Origin of the sequence: Noviherbaspirillum sedimenti (assembly GCF_003590835.1) — a bacterium.
GTDB classification, from domain to species: Bacteria; Pseudomonadota; Gammaproteobacteria; order Burkholderiales; family Burkholderiaceae_D; genus Paucimonas; species Paucimonas sedimenti.
Window position 1 is genome coordinate 4,616,666 of the sequence record NZ_QYUQ01000002.1, and the last position, 15,058, is coordinate 4,631,723.

The 15,058-nt window shown below is 62.6% G+C and carries 18 protein-coding genes; 12 read left to right on the forward strand and 6 right to left on the reverse strand.

The genetic code is table 11. The features are described 5' to 3' along the window. Nucleotides 1-30 precede the first annotated feature (30 nt). Nucleotides 31-546 (reverse strand): cyclic pyranopterin monophosphate synthase MoaC, encoded by a 516-nt coding sequence (gene moaC / locus D3878_RS21415; protein ID WP_119787317.1) that lies wholly within the window; start codon nucleotides 544-546, stop codon nucleotides 31-33. A 128-nt stretch (nucleotides 547-674) separates the two neighbouring features. Between moaC and D3878_RS21420 the strand changes: the two genes are divergently transcribed. The 3 genes from D3878_RS21420 to D3878_RS21430 all read left to right on the forward strand — a co-directional run bounded on the left by D3878_RS21420 (nucleotide 675) and on the right by D3878_RS21430 (nucleotide 2,741). After that, nucleotides 675-2,147, forward strand: a complete 1,473-nt coding sequence (locus D3878_RS21420) for a M48 family metalloprotease (protein WP_119788069.1) — start codon at nucleotides 675-677, stop codon at nucleotides 2,145-2,147. A 91-nt stretch (nucleotides 2,148-2,238) separates the two neighbouring features. Further along, nucleotides 2,239-2,481 (forward strand): type II toxin-antitoxin system Phd/YefM family antitoxin, encoded by a 243-nt coding sequence (locus tag D3878_RS21425; RefSeq protein ID WP_119787318.1) that lies wholly within the window; start codon nucleotides 2,239-2,241, stop codon nucleotides 2,479-2,481. Beyond that, nucleotides 2,478-2,741, forward strand: a complete 264-nt coding sequence (locus D3878_RS21430) for a Txe/YoeB family addiction module toxin (RefSeq protein ID WP_119787319.1) — start codon at nucleotides 2,478-2,480, stop codon at nucleotides 2,739-2,741. The genes D3878_RS21425 and D3878_RS21430 overlap by 4 nt, the downstream gene beginning before the upstream one ends. A 108-nt stretch (nucleotides 2,742-2,849) precedes the next feature. Here D3878_RS21430 and D3878_RS21435 read toward each other — a convergent pair whose 3' ends face one another. The 5 genes from D3878_RS21435 to D3878_RS21455 all read right to left on the reverse strand — a co-directional run bounded on the left by D3878_RS21435 (nucleotide 2,850) and on the right by D3878_RS21455 (nucleotide 6,159). Further along, nucleotides 2,850-3,479 carry a DUF2946 family protein gene (locus D3878_RS21435; RefSeq protein ID WP_119787320.1) on the reverse strand — a complete coding sequence of 210 codons (630 nt, stop codon included), beginning with the start codon at nucleotides 3,477-3,479 and terminating at the stop codon, nucleotides 2,850-2,852. Between the two features lie 113 nt (nucleotides 3,480-3,592). Then, complete coding sequence (locus D3878_RS21440) at nucleotides 3,593-4,567, reverse strand: YheT family hydrolase (RefSeq protein WP_119787321.1); 975 nt, start codon at nucleotides 4,565-4,567, stop codon at nucleotides 3,593-3,595. Next, nucleotides 4,564-4,995 (reverse strand): YybH family protein, encoded by a 432-nt coding sequence (locus tag D3878_RS21445; RefSeq protein WP_119787322.1) that lies wholly within the window; start codon nucleotides 4,993-4,995, stop codon nucleotides 4,564-4,566. The genes D3878_RS21440 and D3878_RS21445 overlap by 4 nt, the downstream gene beginning before the upstream one ends. Before the next feature lie 18 nt (nucleotides 4,996-5,013). Beyond that, nucleotides 5,014-5,208, reverse strand: a complete 195-nt coding sequence (locus D3878_RS21450) for a zinc-finger domain-containing protein (RefSeq protein ID WP_119787323.1) — start codon at nucleotides 5,206-5,208, stop codon at nucleotides 5,014-5,016. 30 nt (nucleotides 5,209-5,238) lie between these two features. Then, nucleotides 5,239-6,159: a branched-chain amino acid transaminase gene (locus tag D3878_RS21455; RefSeq protein ID WP_119787324.1), complete on the reverse strand. Its 921-nt coding sequence runs from the start codon at nucleotides 6,157-6,159 to the stop codon at nucleotides 5,239-5,241. A 154-nt stretch (nucleotides 6,160-6,313) separates the two neighbouring features. Here D3878_RS21455 and D3878_RS21460 point away from each other — a divergent pair, with 154 nt between their 5' ends. The 9 genes from D3878_RS21460 to D3878_RS21500 all read left to right on the forward strand — a co-directional run bounded on the left by D3878_RS21460 (nucleotide 6,314) and on the right by D3878_RS21500 (nucleotide 15,054). Beyond that, complete coding sequence (locus D3878_RS21460) at nucleotides 6,314-7,072, forward strand: AzlC family ABC transporter permease (protein ID WP_119787325.1); 759 nt, start codon at nucleotides 6,314-6,316, stop codon at nucleotides 7,070-7,072. Beyond that, a complete protein-coding gene (locus tag D3878_RS21465) occupies nucleotides 7,072-7,407 on the forward strand; it encodes an AzlD domain-containing protein (RefSeq protein ID WP_119788070.1) in 336 nt (111 codons plus the stop codon). Before D3878_RS21460 ends, D3878_RS21465 begins: the two co-directional genes overlap by 1 nt. 126 nt (nucleotides 7,408-7,533) lie before the next feature. Next, nucleotides 7,534-8,727 carry a phosphoglycerate kinase gene (locus D3878_RS21470; RefSeq protein ID WP_119787326.1) on the forward strand — a complete coding sequence of 398 codons (1,194 nt, stop codon included), beginning with the start codon at nucleotides 7,534-7,536 and terminating at the stop codon, nucleotides 8,725-8,727. A gap of 69 nt (nucleotides 8,728-8,796) precedes the next feature. Continuing rightward, nucleotides 8,797-10,230 (forward strand): pyruvate kinase, encoded by a 1,434-nt coding sequence (gene pyk / locus D3878_RS21475; RefSeq protein ID WP_119787327.1) that lies wholly within the window; start codon nucleotides 8,797-8,799, stop codon nucleotides 10,228-10,230. 40 nt (nucleotides 10,231-10,270) lie between these two features. Then, nucleotides 10,271-11,335, forward strand: coding sequence for a class II fructose-bisphosphate aldolase (gene fba / locus D3878_RS21480; RefSeq protein WP_119787328.1), 1,065 nt, complete (start codon nucleotides 10,271-10,273; stop codon nucleotides 11,333-11,335). A 64-nt stretch (nucleotides 11,336-11,399) separates the two neighbouring features. After that, on the forward strand, nucleotides 11,400-12,296 hold the full coding sequence (locus D3878_RS21485; RefSeq protein ID WP_119788071.1) for a phosphoribosylaminoimidazolesuccinocarboxamide synthase: 897 nt from the start codon (nucleotides 11,400-11,402) through the stop codon (nucleotides 12,294-12,296). Nucleotides 12,297-12,305: 9 nt separating this feature from the next. Next, nucleotides 12,306-12,812, forward strand: coding sequence for a 5-(carboxyamino)imidazole ribonucleotide mutase (gene purE, locus D3878_RS21490; RefSeq protein WP_119787329.1), 507 nt, complete (start codon nucleotides 12,306-12,308; stop codon nucleotides 12,810-12,812). After that, entirely contained in the window at nucleotides 12,809-14,002 is a 1,194-nt protein-coding gene (locus D3878_RS21495) for a 5-(carboxyamino)imidazole ribonucleotide synthase (RefSeq protein WP_119787330.1), read from the forward strand. The genes purE and D3878_RS21495 overlap by 4 nt, the downstream gene beginning before the upstream one ends. Before the next feature lie 14 nt (nucleotides 14,003-14,016). Further along, a complete protein-coding gene (locus tag D3878_RS21500) occupies nucleotides 14,017-15,054 on the forward strand; it encodes an L-threonylcarbamoyladenylate synthase (RefSeq protein ID WP_119787331.1) in 1,038 nt (345 codons plus the stop codon). Nucleotides 15,055-15,058: the final 4 nt, after the last annotated feature.

Below are 15,058 nucleotides of genomic sequence, written 5' to 3' on the forward strand. Positions count from 1 at the left end.
TCGCAATATCATGATTTTTTGAATCATAAGTCAAGAATTCTCCCAATCCCCCGACTTGCCCCCATGCTTTTCCAGTACTTTGATTTCCCCCATCACCATCCCCCGATCCACCGCCTTGCACATATCAAAAATAGTCAACAACCCCACCTGCACCGCCGTCAGCGCCTCCATCTCCACCCCGGTCTTGCCATAAGTCTCCACCCGGGCCGTGCAGGTAACGCTCGACGTTGCTACATCGACCTCGAAATCCACCGCCACCCGCGTCAACGCCAGCGGATGGCACAATGGGATCAAGTCGCTGGTGCGCTTGGCCCCCATGATTGCGGCAATCCTGGCAATCCCCAGCACATCGCCTTTTTTTGCCGTGCCGGACTGGATGATCGCCAGGGTTTCCGGTTTCATCCGGATGCTGCCACTGGCAACCGCGATACGGTGGGTTTCATCCTTGCCCCCGACATCGACCATGTGCGCCTGGCCACCGGCGTCGAAATGGCTCAGACCCTGATTGTCTGGGGTATTGTCTGCGGCTGTTTTTTTGATATTCATTGGTAACAAAATATGAAGTTTCTTGAACGATTCCTGAGTGCAGGTATCATAGCACCGTGAATTCCAAACCGATCCTCTCACGCCAGCCGATCCGGCGCAGTTTGCGCCCGCGGACCGTTGCCGCCGCAATGCTTTCGCTGTCCTGTCTTTTGCCGGCAGCCTTGGCGCCGTCATTATCGGCCGCGCAAAACCTTCCCACCTTGGGCGATTCCGACCGCGAGGAACTCTCGCCCGTCATGGAACGCCGGCTGGGCGAGGAAATCATGCGCGACGTCCGCCGTGACCGCGACTATCTGGATGACGCCCCGGTACAGGAATACCTGAACAATTTCGCCGCGACCCTCTTGTCGGCGCGGCCGGATGCGCGCGGCGAGGCGGGTTACGATTTCCTTTTCTTCGCGGTGCGCGATCCCTCGCTGAATGCCTTCGCCTTGCCCGGCGGTTTCATCGGCGTGCATTCGGCGCTGGTGCTGGCGGCGCAGTCGGAGTCCGAGCTGGCCTCGGTGCTGTCGCATGAAATCGGCCACGTCGCCCAGCGCCATATCGCCCGCATGCTCGGCAGGCAACGCCAGGATGCGCTGCTGCCGCTGGCCGGCCTGATCCTGGCGGCGCTGGCGGCACGCTCCAGTCCGGATGCCTCGGCGGCCCTGCTGCTGGGCGGGCAGGGCATGGCGCTGCAGCGCCAGCTCAATTTCAGTCGCGAGGCCGAGCGCGAGGCGGATCGCATCGGCTTGCAGATCATGAAGGACGCCGGCTTCGATACCACCGGCATGATCGCTTTTTTCGGACGCATGCAGAATTCGACGCGCGCCTATACCGACGGCGTGCCATCCTTCCTGCGCTCGCACCCGCTGACGACCGAGCGTATCGCCGATATCCAGGACCGTACCCGCGGTCTGCGCTATCGGCAGCGCGCCGACAGCCTCGATTTTCATCTGGTGCGCGCACGATTGCGCCTGTTGCAGGATGGCTCGGTGCAGGGCTTGCGCGAGGCCGCCAATGTTTTCGAGGGACAGTTGGCGCAAAAAAATCGCAACCAGACCATCGCCGGCAAGTATGGCCAGGCGCTGCTCGCTTTCCGGCAAGGCGATATCGACCGCGCGCAGGCGCTGCTGACGGAAGCCCGCACCGCGCTGCCGCAAGGGATGAAATCCAGTTCGATGCTGATCAGCCTGGGGATCGAGCTCAGGCTGGCAGCCAAACAACCGCTGGACGCCGTGCGCGAAGCCGAGGCGGCGCGCACGCAGTTCCCCTTGTCGCGCGGGATTGCGCATCTGTATGCCGACGCCCTGCTGGCGGCTGGACGCGGCGATGACGCGGTGCGCTTCCTGCGTGACCAGACCCAGCTGTACCGGCAGGAGCCGCAGTTGCAGGAGCGCCTGGCCAAGGCCTATGCGACGCAGGGCAAGCAGGCGCTGCAGCATCTGGCGCTGGCCGAGTCGTATGCCTTGTCCGGCAGCCTGTCGTCGGCGCTGGACCAGTTGAATATCGCGCGCCGCGCGCCGGACGCCTCGTTCTACGATCAGTCGCTGATCGATGCGCGCGAGCGCGAATGGCAGGTGCGTTTCAAGGAAGAGATGAAGGAAAGCCGCAGCCGGTAGGCGGCGATTGTCCGGATTGCATCTAAGGCCGAAGGGGATTGACGTGGCGTACGTAAATGCGTACTATGAGTGTCTTCTGTAGGAGCACGTCATGGCCACTCTCACCGCAAGCGAAGCACGCGCAAACCTGTATCGCCTCATCGATCAGACTGCTGAGTCGCATGAGCCAATTCACATTGCCGGCAAGCGTACTGGCGCCGTTCTACTGTCGTCCGAAGACTGGCAGGCTATCCAGGAAACGCTCTTTCTCTTGTCGGTGCCAGGCATGCGTGAGTCCATCAAGGAAGGCATGGCTGAGCCTCTGGGTGAAAGCGCCAGGGAACTGGACTGGTGAGTTGGCAGATCGTGTTTTCCAGGCATGCCGAGAAGGATGCAAAGAAACTGGCCGCTGCCGGCCTGAAAGCGAAGGCACAAGAGCTGTTGGCCGTGTTGGTCGCCGACCCGTTTCAGAATCCGCCTTCATACGAGAAGTTGGTCGGGGATCTTGCTGGTGCGTATTCGAGGCGCATCAATATTCAGCACCGCTTGGTCTATGAAGTGTTCGCAAATGAACGCATCGTTCGCGTCTTGCGAATGTGGTCGCACTATGAGTGAGAGCGGGCTGGCAAATCCTCAAGTTCGTGCGGATTTCCCCCTGTTTGAATGCTAATCTCTTAAAAATCCTCATGAACGTGAAGATTTTTGGTGGTTAAATATCCGCTGCTATTTATCGGATATTTGACTGGGATCAGGCTTCGGTACGGACACAAAACCGCATTGCGCGGCCAGTCCGGCGCGCGCAATCCGCTGCACCGGCAGCCGCCGTTCGCCGTCGCGGAAATGCAGCGGACGGGGAGACTCTGCAGTCTCGACCAGCCAGTCCAGCAATTCCTCGTCACTGGCGGCAAGTTCGCCCGTTTCGCCCATGCGCAGCAGGCCCAGGCATTGCGCCATGTCGCGGTCGTCGACTTGCGCGACGATGTCCCCGCTTTGCAATATCAGCGTGCCATCCTCATTCATCCAGGCGGAATCGATTTGCCCAAGCGCCGCGCCCGTCTGCAAGACGAAGCCTTGCTGCGGATCGGTACGGACAACATAGGGTGTCGCTTCGAGGTTGATATATACCCGCTGCGGCCCGTTCTGGAAATACCAGCGGCCTTGCTCATCGTGCGTGTAATTGCGGTTGATGAAGCCAAGCAGCGCCGTATTGACGATGCGCTCACCGGGAAGTTTGTTGGCCTGCGCCCGTTCATCACGCATGCGCCAGGCGCCGCGCGCATCCAGCGCCAGCCAGCCGTAGCAGTGCGGCACATTGGGCCATTTGGCGATTGCCTGTTTGACGATTTCATCCATAAGCGAATGCTACACCACCCCAGAAAAAGAAGCGCAGAAATAGGGCTGCCAATGTGCAGGCGCAGGCGCAGGTGCAGGTGCAGGCGCAGGAGCAGGAGCAGGGGCAGGCATGCTCAGGCGCAAGGAGCCGTGTCACCCTGCAGGAAACGCAGCATGCGCTGCGGCAGCCAGTCGAGCCGTCCCGGGAAAGGGCCGGTGGCAAAGCCGACATGACCGCCATATTTCGGAAAATCCAGGGTGACCGTCGGCGACGCCTTTTGCGGCAGATAGCGCGCCGGCAAGAAAGGATCGTTTTGCGCATTCATGACCAGGGTCGGGATGGTGATGTCCGACAGGACATGGCGGGCGCTGGCACGGTGCCAGTAATCCTCGGTATTGCGGTAGCCATGCAGCGGCGCGGTGACGATATTGTCGAATTCGTAGAGGTTGCGCGAACCCAGCATCACGTCGCGGTCGAACAGGCCGGGGAATTGCTGCAGCTTGGCCAGGCATTTGGGTTTCAGCGTGTTCAGGAACACCTGTGTGTAAATCATGTTGAGGCCGCGCGAGAGGGCGCCGCCGCCGCCGGCCAGGTCGAGCGGCGCCGAGATCGCGCAGGCGGCATCGACAAACCCGGCCTGGTGCTGCGATTCGCCGATCCAGCGCAGCAGGGCATTGGCGCCCAGCGAAACGCCGCAGGCATAGAACTTCGTGCTGCCACGGGCATCGGCAAGGCCCTTCAGGCGCCGCAGTACCCAGTCGATTTCCTCGGCATCGCCGGAATGGTAAAAGCGCGGCGCGCGGTTCAGTTCGCCCGAGCAGCCGCGGAAATGCGGTACCGCGCCAGACCAGCCGAGCGCGGCGATGTGCGCCATCAGCGCGCGGCTGTAATGGCTGGCGGAGGAGCCTTCAAGGCCATGGAACAGCACGATGAAGGGCTTACCGGCCTGGCCGTCGATGAAATCGATATCGACGAAGTCGCCGTCGGGCGCATCCCAGCGCTCGCGCCGGAAGGCCGCCGCCGGCTTGGCGATGGCGGTCGCCGGGTAGATGGTTTGCAGGTGGCCGCCCGGCAGCCAGCAGGGCGCGCTGTAAGTTGCGGAATTCAATGTAGCACCGGCGCGGCGGATTGCGCCTCCGGCATCTTGCCAGGCGCGATGCTGGCATGGTGCATCGTCAGGCGCCAGCCGTGCGGCGTCTTCAGGTAGACATTGGTGGCGAGGATGTGCATGTCGCCGCCTTCGTGCGGGCCTGAGCCGACGTCTTCGATGACGTTGTGCACGGCGCTCATCAGGTTGTGCGCCGCGTGCAGTTGCACCGGGCGGATGTGCACGCCGCCGCGCTCGAAGATCGCTTCCCAGGAGGCGCGGATGGCAGCGTGGCCGACCAGGCGCGGCGCGCCCGGATGGATGCAGACGATTTCGTCGTCCTCGGCCCACAAGGCCATCAGGGCCTCGATGTCGGCGTGGCTGAGGGCGTCATAGTAGGCCGCTTCGACTTGCTCGACGGTACCCAACGGCTTATGTGACTTGGCCATGGCGTTTTGCGGCAATGCTTAGTGGCCGGCGACGCTGGCGCCGGGCTTCAAGCGGTAGAGCGTGCCGCAGTATGGGCATTTCGCTTCGCCATGGGCATCCAGGTTGAGGAACACGCGCGGGTGCGAGGACCAGATCGGCATGTTCGGGTTGGGGCAAAACAGGGCATGTGCGCCGTCGACTTCAACGGCTGTGGTTGCGGTGTTGTCACTCATCGTACTTTTCCTTTACTCGTTTTATCAGATTCAAACTTTGGCCAGCCAGTGCTGGTATTGGGGGGCTTCGCCGGCGACCACCTGGAAGAACAGTTTTTGCAGTTTTTCGGTGATGGGGCCGCGGCTGCCGCTGCCGATCTGGCGGTTGTCGAGTTCGCGGATCGGCGTGATTTCGGCGGCAGTGCCGGTGAAGAAGGCTTCGTCGGCGCAGTACACTTCATCGCGGGTGATGCGTTTCTCGATCACCTCGATGCCGTGGTCGCGCGCCAGCGTCAGCACGGCGTCGCGGGTGATGCCGTCGAGGCAGGAGGCGAGGTCGGGCGTGTACAGCTTGCCGTTCCGGACTATAAAAAAATTCTCGCCCGAGCCTTCGGAGACATAACCTTCGGTGTCCAGCAGCAGTGCTTCGTCATAGCCGTCGGTCAGGGCTTCCTGGTTGGCCAGGATCGAGTTGATGTAATTGCCGGAGGCCTTGGCGCGCACCAGCATGACATTGACGTGGTGGCGCGCGAACGATGACGTCTTGACGCGGATGCCCTTGCTCAGGCCTTCCTCGCCGAGGTAGGCGCCCCATTCCCAGGCGGCGACCGCGACGTGGATGGTGTTGCCCCTGGCCGAGACGCCGAGCTTTTCCGAGCCGATCCACACCAGCGGGCGGATGTAGCAGGATTCAAGTTTATTTTCGCGCACCACCTGGCGCTGCGCTTCCAGGACCGTGTCGAAGTCGAAGGGGATGGTCAGCTGAAAAATCTTGGCCGAATTGAACAGGCGGCGGGTATGTTCTTCCAGGCGGAAAATCGCCGTGCCTTGCGCCGTCTTGTAGGCGCGCACGCCTTCGAAGACCGCCATGCCGTAGTGCAGCGAATGGGTCAGCACATGGACTTTGGCATCGCGCCATTCGATCAGTTTGCCATCTTGCCAGATTTTGCCGTCGCGATCATCCATGGACATGGTGATTCTCCCAGTAATGGTTTATGCAAAACCAAGATTTTACCCCGGATAGGGAGCTGAAAGAATCCACACGGCGACAAGGCTTCCCCGGTAAAATGTGCCACTGGGCAATATAATGACCTGCCAAGTCTGGCGTGGGGCTGCAGTTTTGGATATGAAAAAATTAATATTCCGGCCGCCGGCCTTGGGTGTGCCGGCGTTGGAACGGGAGACATTCGGCGAAGCGGTGGCGCAAAGTACGCCCGCCATGGCCGGCATATTTGCCTGGGGCATGGTGACGGCCATGGCCATGCTCAAGGCTGGCTTGACGGTAGGGCAAACACTGGCCATGACCTTCATTGTCTATGCTGGGTCCGCCCAACTGGCGGCGCTGCCGTTAATTATTGCCAATGCCTCGGTCTGGGTGGTATTCGCCACTGCACTGGTGGTCAACCTGCGCTTCGTCATCTTCGCCGCCGCCATGGGGCCGCACCTGTCGCATTTGCCCTGGTATAAGCGTCTGTGGCACGGCTATTTGAATGGCGACCTCACCATGGCGCTGTTTTCCCAGCGCTTTGCTCCGCATACGCAGCCCGAACCGCTGGGCAAGGAAGGCTATGTCGCCGGCATCAATTACATGAACTGGTGCGCCTGGCAATCCGGCTCGGTGCTCGGCATCCTGCTGGCCAGCCAGATCCCGCAGAGCTGGGGCATCGCCTTTGCCGGCACCCTGGCTTTGCTGGCGGTGCTGATTCCATTGACCATGAATGCCGCCGCGCTGGCGGGGGTGATTGTCGCGGTGGGCTTGGCGGTCGCGACCGTGCAATGGCCCTATCGCCTGGGCCTGTTGTTCGCGGTGCTGGGCGGCATGCTGGCAGCGATGGCGGTCGATTTATTCGCTGCGCGCCGCAAGGCAGGGGGGGCGGGCGCATGATGGAGAGCATCGATATCTGGATTTGCATTGCCCTGATGTTTATTGCCACGGTGCTGACGCGCAGCTCCTTTTTCATGCTGGGGGACGCAGTCAAGCTGCCGGGCTGGGTAAAGCATGCCTTGCGTTATGCGCCGGCGGCGGCGCTGGCGGCAACCATCGCCCCCGATATTTTGATGACGACAGGAAGTTCGGGAAATTTGACTCTGACCCTGATTAATCCGAAGTTGCTGGCGGCGGTGGGGGCAGCGGTGTTCTTTATGGCAACACGGCACATGCTGGGAACGATTGCCGTGGGCATGGCGCTATTTACGGTATCGCGCCTGTGGTTAAGTTGAGTCATCGGGCTGAACCATCGGGCTGAATTGTGCCGGCTTTGCCGGCCAGACGGGGTATGGCTTTTTTGCGGGGTCTCTGTGGGGTAAAATGGTGGTTTTTCCATTTTTCGCGATTCACGGGGATTTATGCAATTCAAACGCCTGGCCGATTTGTGCGCCAACCAGCAACTGCAGGGCAAGCGCGTCTTCATTCGCGCCGATCTCAACGTGCCGCAGGACGATGCCGGCAATATCACCGAAGATACCCGCATCCGCGCCTCGGTGCCGGCGATCCGCATGGCGCTCGACGCCGGCGCCGCCGTCATGGTGACCTCGCACCTGGGCCGTCCGACCGAAGGCGAATTCAAGCCGCAAGACTCGCTGGCGCCGATCGCGTCGCGTTTGACCGACTTGCTGGGCCAGCCGGTGGAGTTGCGGCAGAACTGGGTCGATGGCGTCGAAGTCGCGCCGGGCCAGGTGGTGTTGCTGGAAAACTGCCGCGTCAACAAGGGCGAGAAAAAGAACAGCGATGAACTGGCGCAGAAAATGGCCAGCCTGTGCGACGTGTACGTCAACGATGCCTTCGGTACTGCGCACCGCGCCGAAGCCACCACCCATGGCATGGCAAAATATGCCCCGGTGGCGTGTGCCGGCCCCTTGCTGGCGGCCGAGCTCGATGCCTTGGGCAAGGCCCTGGGCCAGCCGGCGCGTCCGCTGGTGGCGATTGTGGCCGGCTCCAAGGTTTCGACCAAGCTCTCCATTCTGGAGTCGCTGGCCGACAAGGTGGATAATCTGATCGTCGGCGGTGGCATTGCCAATACCTTTCTGCTGGCAGCCGGCCTGAAGATCGGCAAATCGCTGGCCGAAGCCGACCTGGTGGCGGACGCCAAACGCATTATCGACAAGATGGCGGCACGCGGCGCCTCGGTGCCGATTCCGGTGGATGTGGTGTGCGCCAAGGAATTCGCGCCGAACGCCGTGGCCACCATCAAGGCCGTAGCGGATGTGACCGACGACGACATGATTCTCGATATCGGCCCGCAAACCGCGGCGCAACTGGCGCAACAAATCGCGCAAGCCGGCACCATCGTCTGGAACGGCCCGGTCGGCGTGTTCGAATTCGACCAGTTTGCCGGCGGCACCAAGACCCTGGCGCAGGCAATCGCCGCTTCCAAGGCGTTTTCGATCGCCGGCGGCGGCGATACCCTGGCGGCGATCGCCAAGTACGAGATCGCCGACAAGATCGGTTATATCTCGACCGGCGGCGGCGCCTTCCTGGAATTCCTGGAAGGTAAGACCCTGCCGGCAGTGGCGGTGCTGCAGGAACGCGCCGCAGCCTGATCAGCCAGATGAAGCGGGCATGCCTGGCATGCCCGTCCCTTGACTCTTTTAATAGACAACACTATCCGCATGCGCCGCGCCACCAAAATTGTTGCCACCATCGGTCCCGTATCGAGCGACCTGGAAACCCTGACCCGCATGATCCAGGCGGGCGTGGATGTCGTTCGCCTGAATTTTTCGCATGGCAAGGCGCAAGACCATATTGACCGCGCCCGCCTGGTGCGCGAAGCGGCGCAGGCCTGCGGGCGCGAAGTAGCCATCATGGCCGATTTGCAGGGACCGAAGATTCGCGTCGGCAAATTCGAGCATGGCAAGATCATGCTGGAAAAAGGCGCGAAATTCGTGCTGGACGCCACCTGCGAACTCGGCAACCAGGAACAGGTCGGCCTCGATTACAAGGAATTGCCGCGTGACCTGAAGCCACATGACGTGCTGTTGCTGAACGATGGCCTGATCGTGCTGGTAGTCGACAAGGTCATCGGCAGCGCCATCCACACTACCGTGAAAATCGGCGGCGAACTCTCCAACAACAAGGGCATCAACCGCCAGGGCGGCGGCTTGTCGGCGCCGGCGCTGACCGCCAAGGACATGGAAGACGTCAAGACGGCGATGGCCATGCAGGCCGATTACGTCGCCGTGTCCTTCCCCAAGAATGCCGCCGACATGATCATGGCGCGCCAGCTGGCCAATATCGCCGGCGAGGCGCATCGACACAAGCCGATGATGATTGCCAAGATCGAGCGTGCCGAAGCGATCCCTGCCTTGCAGGAAATCCTCGACGCCTCCGACGGCATCATGGTGGCGCGCGGCGACCTCGCGGTGGAAGTCGGCAATGCCGCCGTGCCGGCGTTGCAAAAGCGCATGATCAAAATGGCGCGCGCCTCCAACAAGGTGGCGATTACCGCGACGCAAATGATGGAGTCGATGATCGTCAATGCGATCCCGACCCGCGCCGAAGTCTCGGACGTCGCCAATGCGGTGCTGGACGGCACCGATGCAGTGATGACTTCGGCCGAAACCGCTTCCGGCCGCTATCCCGTGGAAACCGTGGAAGCCATGGCAGCGATTTGCCAGGAAGCCGAAAAGTCGGAAGACTATACGCTCGACGGCGATTTCCTGAACAAGACCTTTACCCGCATCGATCAGTCGATCGCGTATGGCGCCCTGTTCACCGCCCACCATCTGGGTGTCAAAGCCATCGTCGCCCTGACCGAATCCGGTTCCACTGCGCTATGGATGAGCCGTTATGACATCGCCATTCCCATCCTGGCGATGACCCATGTGCTGGGTACCCAGCGCAAGGCGTCCCTGTACCGCAACGTGCAGACCTTCGAAATGAACCATTCGCTTGATAGCGAAGCCGTCATGAAAGCGGCAGAAGATCTGCTGCTGGCCAAAGGCCTGGTGCAAAAAGGTGACATGATCGTGGTGACATGGGGCGAGCCGATGGGCCAGGTCGGCGGCACCAATGCCCTGAAGATCATGCGGGTCGGGGAAAACTGATAACACTGATTTTTTGATTTGATTATTTGGGAGAATTACCATGCCACTCGTATCGATGCGCCAGCTGCTCGACCACGCCGCCGAAAACGGCTACGGTTTGCCTGCATTCAACGTCAACAACCTGGAACAGGTTTCCGCCATCATGGCTGCAGCCGACGAAGTCGGCGCGCCGGTGATCATGCAAGCCTCGGCGGGCGCCCGTAAGTATGCCGGCGAAGCCTTCCTGCGCCACCTGATCTCGGCGGCCGTGGAAGCCTATCCGCATATCCCTGTCGTGATGCATCAGGATCACGGCCAGTCGCCGGCAGTCTGCATGGCGGCGATCAAGTCCGGCTTTACTTCGGTGATGATGGATGGCTCGCTGACGGAAGACGGCAAGACGGTCGCCAGCTATGAATACAACGTCGAAGTCTCGCGCGAAGTGGTGAAGTTCTCGCATTCGATCGGCGTCACCGTCGAAGCCGAACTGGGCGTGCTCGGCTCGCTGGAAACCATGAAGGGCGACAAGGAAGACGGCCACGGCGCCGAAGGCACCATGACCCGCGAGCAGCTGCTGACCGACGTCGCCCAGGCTGCTGACTTCGTCAAACAGACCCAGTGCGACGCCCTGGCGATTGCCATCGGCACCTCGCATGGCGCCTACAAGTTTTCGCGCAAGCCCACCGGCGACATTCTGGCGATCGACCGCATCAAGGAAATCCACGCCCGCATTCCCAACACTCACCTGGTGATGCACGGCTCCTCCTCGGTGCCGCAGGAATTGCTGGCCATCATCCGCGAATTCGGCGGCGACATGAAGGAAACCTACGGCGTGCCGGTCGAGGAAATCCAGGAAGGCATCAAGCACGGCGTACGCAAGATCAATATCGACACCGATATCCGCCTGGCCATGACCGCGGCGATCCGCCGTTACCTGTTCGAGAATCCGTCCAAGTTCGATCCGCGCGATTACCTGAAGCCGGCGCGTGAAGCCGCGATGCAGATCTGCAAGGCGCGTTACCTGCAGTTCGGTTGCGAAGGCCAGGCTGCCAAGATCAAGCCGCTGTCGCTGGACAAGATCGCAGAGAAGTACAAGAAGGGCGAACTTTCGCAAATCGTGCAGTAAGCATTTGCCGGTTCCTCAATTGGCCGGCGGCGCAGGCTGCCGGCCCAGCATCAAGATAATTCCCATGACCAGCCTCTACCAATCCAGCATCACCTCCCTTCAACTCCTTGGCCGCGGCAAGGTGCGCGACAACTACGCCGTCGGTGACGACAAGATCCTGATCGTCACTACCGACCGCCTGTCGGCCTTCGACGTCGTGATGAACGAGCCGATTCCCGCCAAGGGCCGTGTCCTGAACCAGATGTCCGACTTCTGGTTCGCCAAGCTCGCCGGCATCGTCCCCAACCACCTGACCGGCGTTGCCCCGGAGTCCGTGGTGGCGCCCGACGAGGTCGAGCAGGTGCGTGGTCGTGCGGTGGTGGCCAAGCGCCTGCAGCCGATCATGGTCGAAGCGGTGGTGCGTGGCTATATCATCGGTTCCGGCTGGAAGGATTACCAGGCCACCGGTGCGATCTGCGGCATCGCCTTGCCGGCCGGCCTGCGCCAGGCCGACAAGCTGGCCCAGCCGATCTTCACGCCGGCCGCCAAGGCCGAGCTCGGCGAGCATGACGAGAACATCAGCTTTGAAGAGATGGAAAAGCGCATCGGCAAGGAGCTCGCTGCCAAGATGCGCGACATCAGCATCCAGCTGTACCAGACCGCGGCGGATTACGCCGCCACGCGCGGCATCATCATCGCCGACACCAAGTTCGAGTTCGGTCTCGACGAGCATGGCGTGCTGCACCTGATGGATGAAGTGCTGACTGCCGATTCCTCGCGTTTCTGGCCGGCCGATTCCTATGCGCCAGGCATCTCGCCGCCATCGTTCGACAAGCAGTTCGTGCGCGATTACCTGGAAACCCTGAGCGACTGGAACAAGACCTCGCCGGCGCCGGCGCTGCCGCCGGAAGTCATCGAAAAGACCGGCGACAAGTACCGCGAGGCGCTGCAGCGCCTGACTGGCGAAACCCTGAAGGATTGAGAGCAAGCCATGGCTGAACAAGCGAAACAGGCCGCGCCGCTGGTGGGCGTGGTGATGGGTTCTTCCTCGGACTGGGAAGTGATGCAGAACGCGGTGGCAATGCTCAAGGAATTCGGCGTGCCTTACGAGGCGCAGGTGATTTCCGCGCACCGCATGCCGGACCAGATGTTCGCCTATGCGGAATCGGCGCGTTCGCGCGGCTTGCGGGCAATCATCGCCGGCGCCGGCGGCGCTGCCCACCTGCCGGGCATGTTGGCGGCCAAGACCATCGTGCCGGTGCTGGGCGTGCCGGTGCCGTCCAAATACCTGCGCGGCGAGGATTCGCTGCTGTCGATCGTGCAAATGCCCAAGGGTATCCCGGTCGCCACCTTCGCCATCGGTGAAGCCGGCGCCGCCAATGCCGCCCTGACCGCGATCGCCATCCTGGCCGCCACCGACGATGCGCTGGCCGCGCGCCTGCAGGAATTCCGCGCCAAGCAGACCCAGGTGGCGCAGGCGATGAGTTTGCCGGCATGAGCGAGCAGCAGCCTCCTTTTGTACCGTCCGCGACGCCGCCGACCTGGCTGGGCGTGATGGGCGGCGGTCAGCTTGGCCGCATGTTCGTGCACGCAGCGCAAGCCATGGGCTTCAAGGTGGCGGTGCTGGAACCGGCGCGCGACTGCCCGGCCGGCCACGCCGCCGATTACCTGCTCAGCGCCGATTATCACGATCCGGTGGCGTTGAACCAGCTTGCCGGCCTGTGCGCGGCGGTGACTACCGAATTTGAAAACGTCCCGGCGCAAAGCCTTGCGATGCTGGCGGCGCACAGCTTCGTCGCGCCGGCCGCCGCCAGCGTGTCGGTCGCCCAGGACCGCGTTGTCGAAAAGCGCTTCTTCACCGAATGCGCCGCGACCTCGCATGTGCTGCCAGCGCCGCACAAGGTGATCGCCAGCGCAGCCGACGTCGATGCCATCACCGATGACCTGTTGCCGGGCATCCTGAAAACCGCGCGCCTCGGTTACGACGGCAAGGGCCAGGTGCGGGTACGCACGCGCGAGGAAGCGCGTGCGGCGTTCAAGGAAATGCAGGGCGTGACCTGCGTGCTGGAAAAGATGCTGCCGCTGGCCTATGAAGTCTCGGTGCTGGCCGCGCGCGGCGACGACGGCGAATCGGCGGTCTATCCGATCGCCGAAAATGTCCACCGCGACGGCATCCTGTTCTCCACCACGGTGCCGGGACCGCACGTCTCGGACGAAACCGCGCGCCGCGCCCAGCATGCCGCGCTGGCCATCATCGGCAAGCTCGAATACGTGGGTGTCTTGTGCATTGAATTCTTCGTGCTGCAGGATGGCGCTCTGGTGGTCAATGAAATGGCCCCGCGCCCGCACAACAGCGGCCACTACACCATCGACGCCTGCATCACCAGCCAGTTCGCGCAACAGGCGCGCGCCATGGCGCGGCTGCCGCTGGGCGACGTGCGCCAGCATTCGCCGGCGGTGATGCTCAACATCCTGGGCGACGTCTGGTTCGAGGGGGACAGCGACAGCGCGCGCGAACCCGCCTGGGACAAGGTACTGGCGCTGCCGGGCGCCAATCTGCACCTGTACGGCAAGGACGACCCGCGCCGTGGCCGCAAGATGGGACACATCACTTTCGTCGCGCCGACCCTGGCAGAAGCGCAGGAAAGCTTTGCCGCCGCTTGCCGGATCCTCGGCATTCCTGCCTGAGCGGAAGAGGCGCGATGTCAGAGCTGATTCCGGACCCGGCGGCAATTGCCGCCGCCGCGCACCTGCTGGAACAGGGCGAACTGGTGGCATTCCCGACCGAGACTGTCTATGGCCTGGGGGCTGACGCCGAAAATCCGCAGGCAGTGGCAAAAATTTACGCCGCCAAGGGCCGCCCGGCCAACCATCCGCTGATCGTGCACCTGGCGCCGGCGGCCGATATCGGCTACTGGGCAGAACAGATTCCTGCGCAAGCGCAGCAGCTGATCGCGGCATTCTGGCCAGGCCCGCTGACCCTGATCCTGAAGCGCGCCGCGCACATTCCGGACACGGTCTCCGGCGGCCAGGACAGCATCGGCCTGCGCTGCCCCTCGCACCCGGTGGCGCAAGCTTTGCTGCGCGAATTCAAGGGCGGCCGTGGCGGCGTGGCTGCGCCCTCGGCCAACAAGTTCGGCCATGTCAGCCCGACCACCGCGCGCCATGTGCGCGATGAATTCGGCGCGCCGCCGCAGAGCCCGCTGGCCGCCATCCTCGATGGTGGCCAGAGCGAAGTCGGCATCGAATCGACCATCCTCGACCTCTCGCGCATGGCAAGCCACGGTCCAGTGTTGCTGCGCCCGGGCCATATCTCGCCGCAACAGATCGCCGCCGTCATCGGCGTTGTGCCAGCCCTGCCGGATGGCGCCGCGCCGCGCGCCTCGGGTACGCTGGAAGCGCACTATGCGCCGGTCACGCCGGTGGCGCTGGTGGCGCCGCAGCATGTGGCGGAAGTGGTGCGCAGGCTGGCTGCCGGCGGACACCGCGCCGCGCTGATGCGACGCGCAAGCGGATCGCTGGAGGAAACCTGCGCCCAATTGGTGCTGCCGGACACGCCGGCCGGTTACGCACATGCGCTATATGCCGCCTTGCGCGAAATGGATGCGGCCGGCGCCGACATCATCCTGGTCGAAGCGCCGCCGACAGGGCCCGAATGGCAAGGCGTCAATGACCGCCTGCGCCGCGCCGCACACGATTCGACCGCGGTGCTGGCGGCCTTGCTAAAACCCGCGCTTTAGCGCG

Bases quoted from the DNA above. Each gene is read 5' to 3' on its own strand.
- D3878_RS21420 (WP_119788069.1), top strand. From the start codon at position 675: ATGCTTTCGCTGTCCTGTCTTTTGCCGGCAGCCTTGGCGCCGTCATTA.
- D3878_RS21465 (WP_119788070.1), top strand. From the start codon at position 7,072: ATGGAGAGCATCGATATCTGGATTTGCATTGCCCTGATGTTTATTGCC.
- moaC (WP_119787317.1), bottom strand. From the start codon at position 546: ATGAATATCAAAAAAACAGCCGCAGACAATACCCCAGACAATCAGGGT.
- D3878_RS21435 (WP_119787320.1), bottom strand. From the start codon at position 3,479: ATGGATGAAATCGTCAAACAGGCAATCGCCAAATGGCCCAATGTGCCG.
- D3878_RS21495 (WP_119787330.1), top strand. From the start codon at position 12,809: ATGAGCGAGCAGCAGCCTCCTTTTGTACCGTCCGCGACGCCGCCGACC.
- D3878_RS21470 (WP_119787326.1), top strand. From the start codon at position 7,534: ATGCAATTCAAACGCCTGGCCGATTTGTGCGCCAACCAGCAACTGCAG.
- D3878_RS21425 (WP_119787318.1), top strand. From the start codon at position 2,239: ATGGCCACTCTCACCGCAAGCGAAGCACGCGCAAACCTGTATCGCCTC.
- D3878_RS21485 (WP_119788071.1), top strand. From the start codon at position 11,400: ATGACCAGCCTCTACCAATCCAGCATCACCTCCCTTCAACTCCTTGGC.
- D3878_RS21445 (WP_119787322.1), bottom strand. From the start codon at position 4,995: ATGGCCAAGTCACATAAGCCGTTGGGTACCGTCGAGCAAGTCGAAGCG.
- purE (WP_119787329.1), top strand. From the start codon at position 12,306: ATGGCTGAACAAGCGAAACAGGCCGCGCCGCTGGTGGGCGTGGTGATG.
- fba (WP_119787328.1), top strand. From the start codon at position 10,271: ATGCCACTCGTATCGATGCGCCAGCTGCTCGACCACGCCGCCGAAAAC.
- D3878_RS21460 (WP_119787325.1), top strand. From the start codon at position 6,314: ATGAAAAAATTAATATTCCGGCCGCCGGCCTTGGGTGTGCCGGCGTTG.
- pyk (WP_119787327.1), top strand. From the start codon at position 8,797: ATGCGCCGCGCCACCAAAATTGTTGCCACCATCGGTCCCGTATCGAGC.
- D3878_RS21455 (WP_119787324.1), bottom strand. From the start codon at position 6,159: ATGTCCATGGATGATCGCGACGGCAAAATCTGGCAAGATGGCAAACTG.
- D3878_RS21450 (WP_119787323.1), bottom strand. From the start codon at position 5,208: ATGAGTGACAACACCGCAACCACAGCCGTTGAAGTCGACGGCGCACAT.
- D3878_RS21500 (WP_119787331.1), top strand. From the start codon at position 14,017: ATGTCAGAGCTGATTCCGGACCCGGCGGCAATTGCCGCCGCCGCGCAC.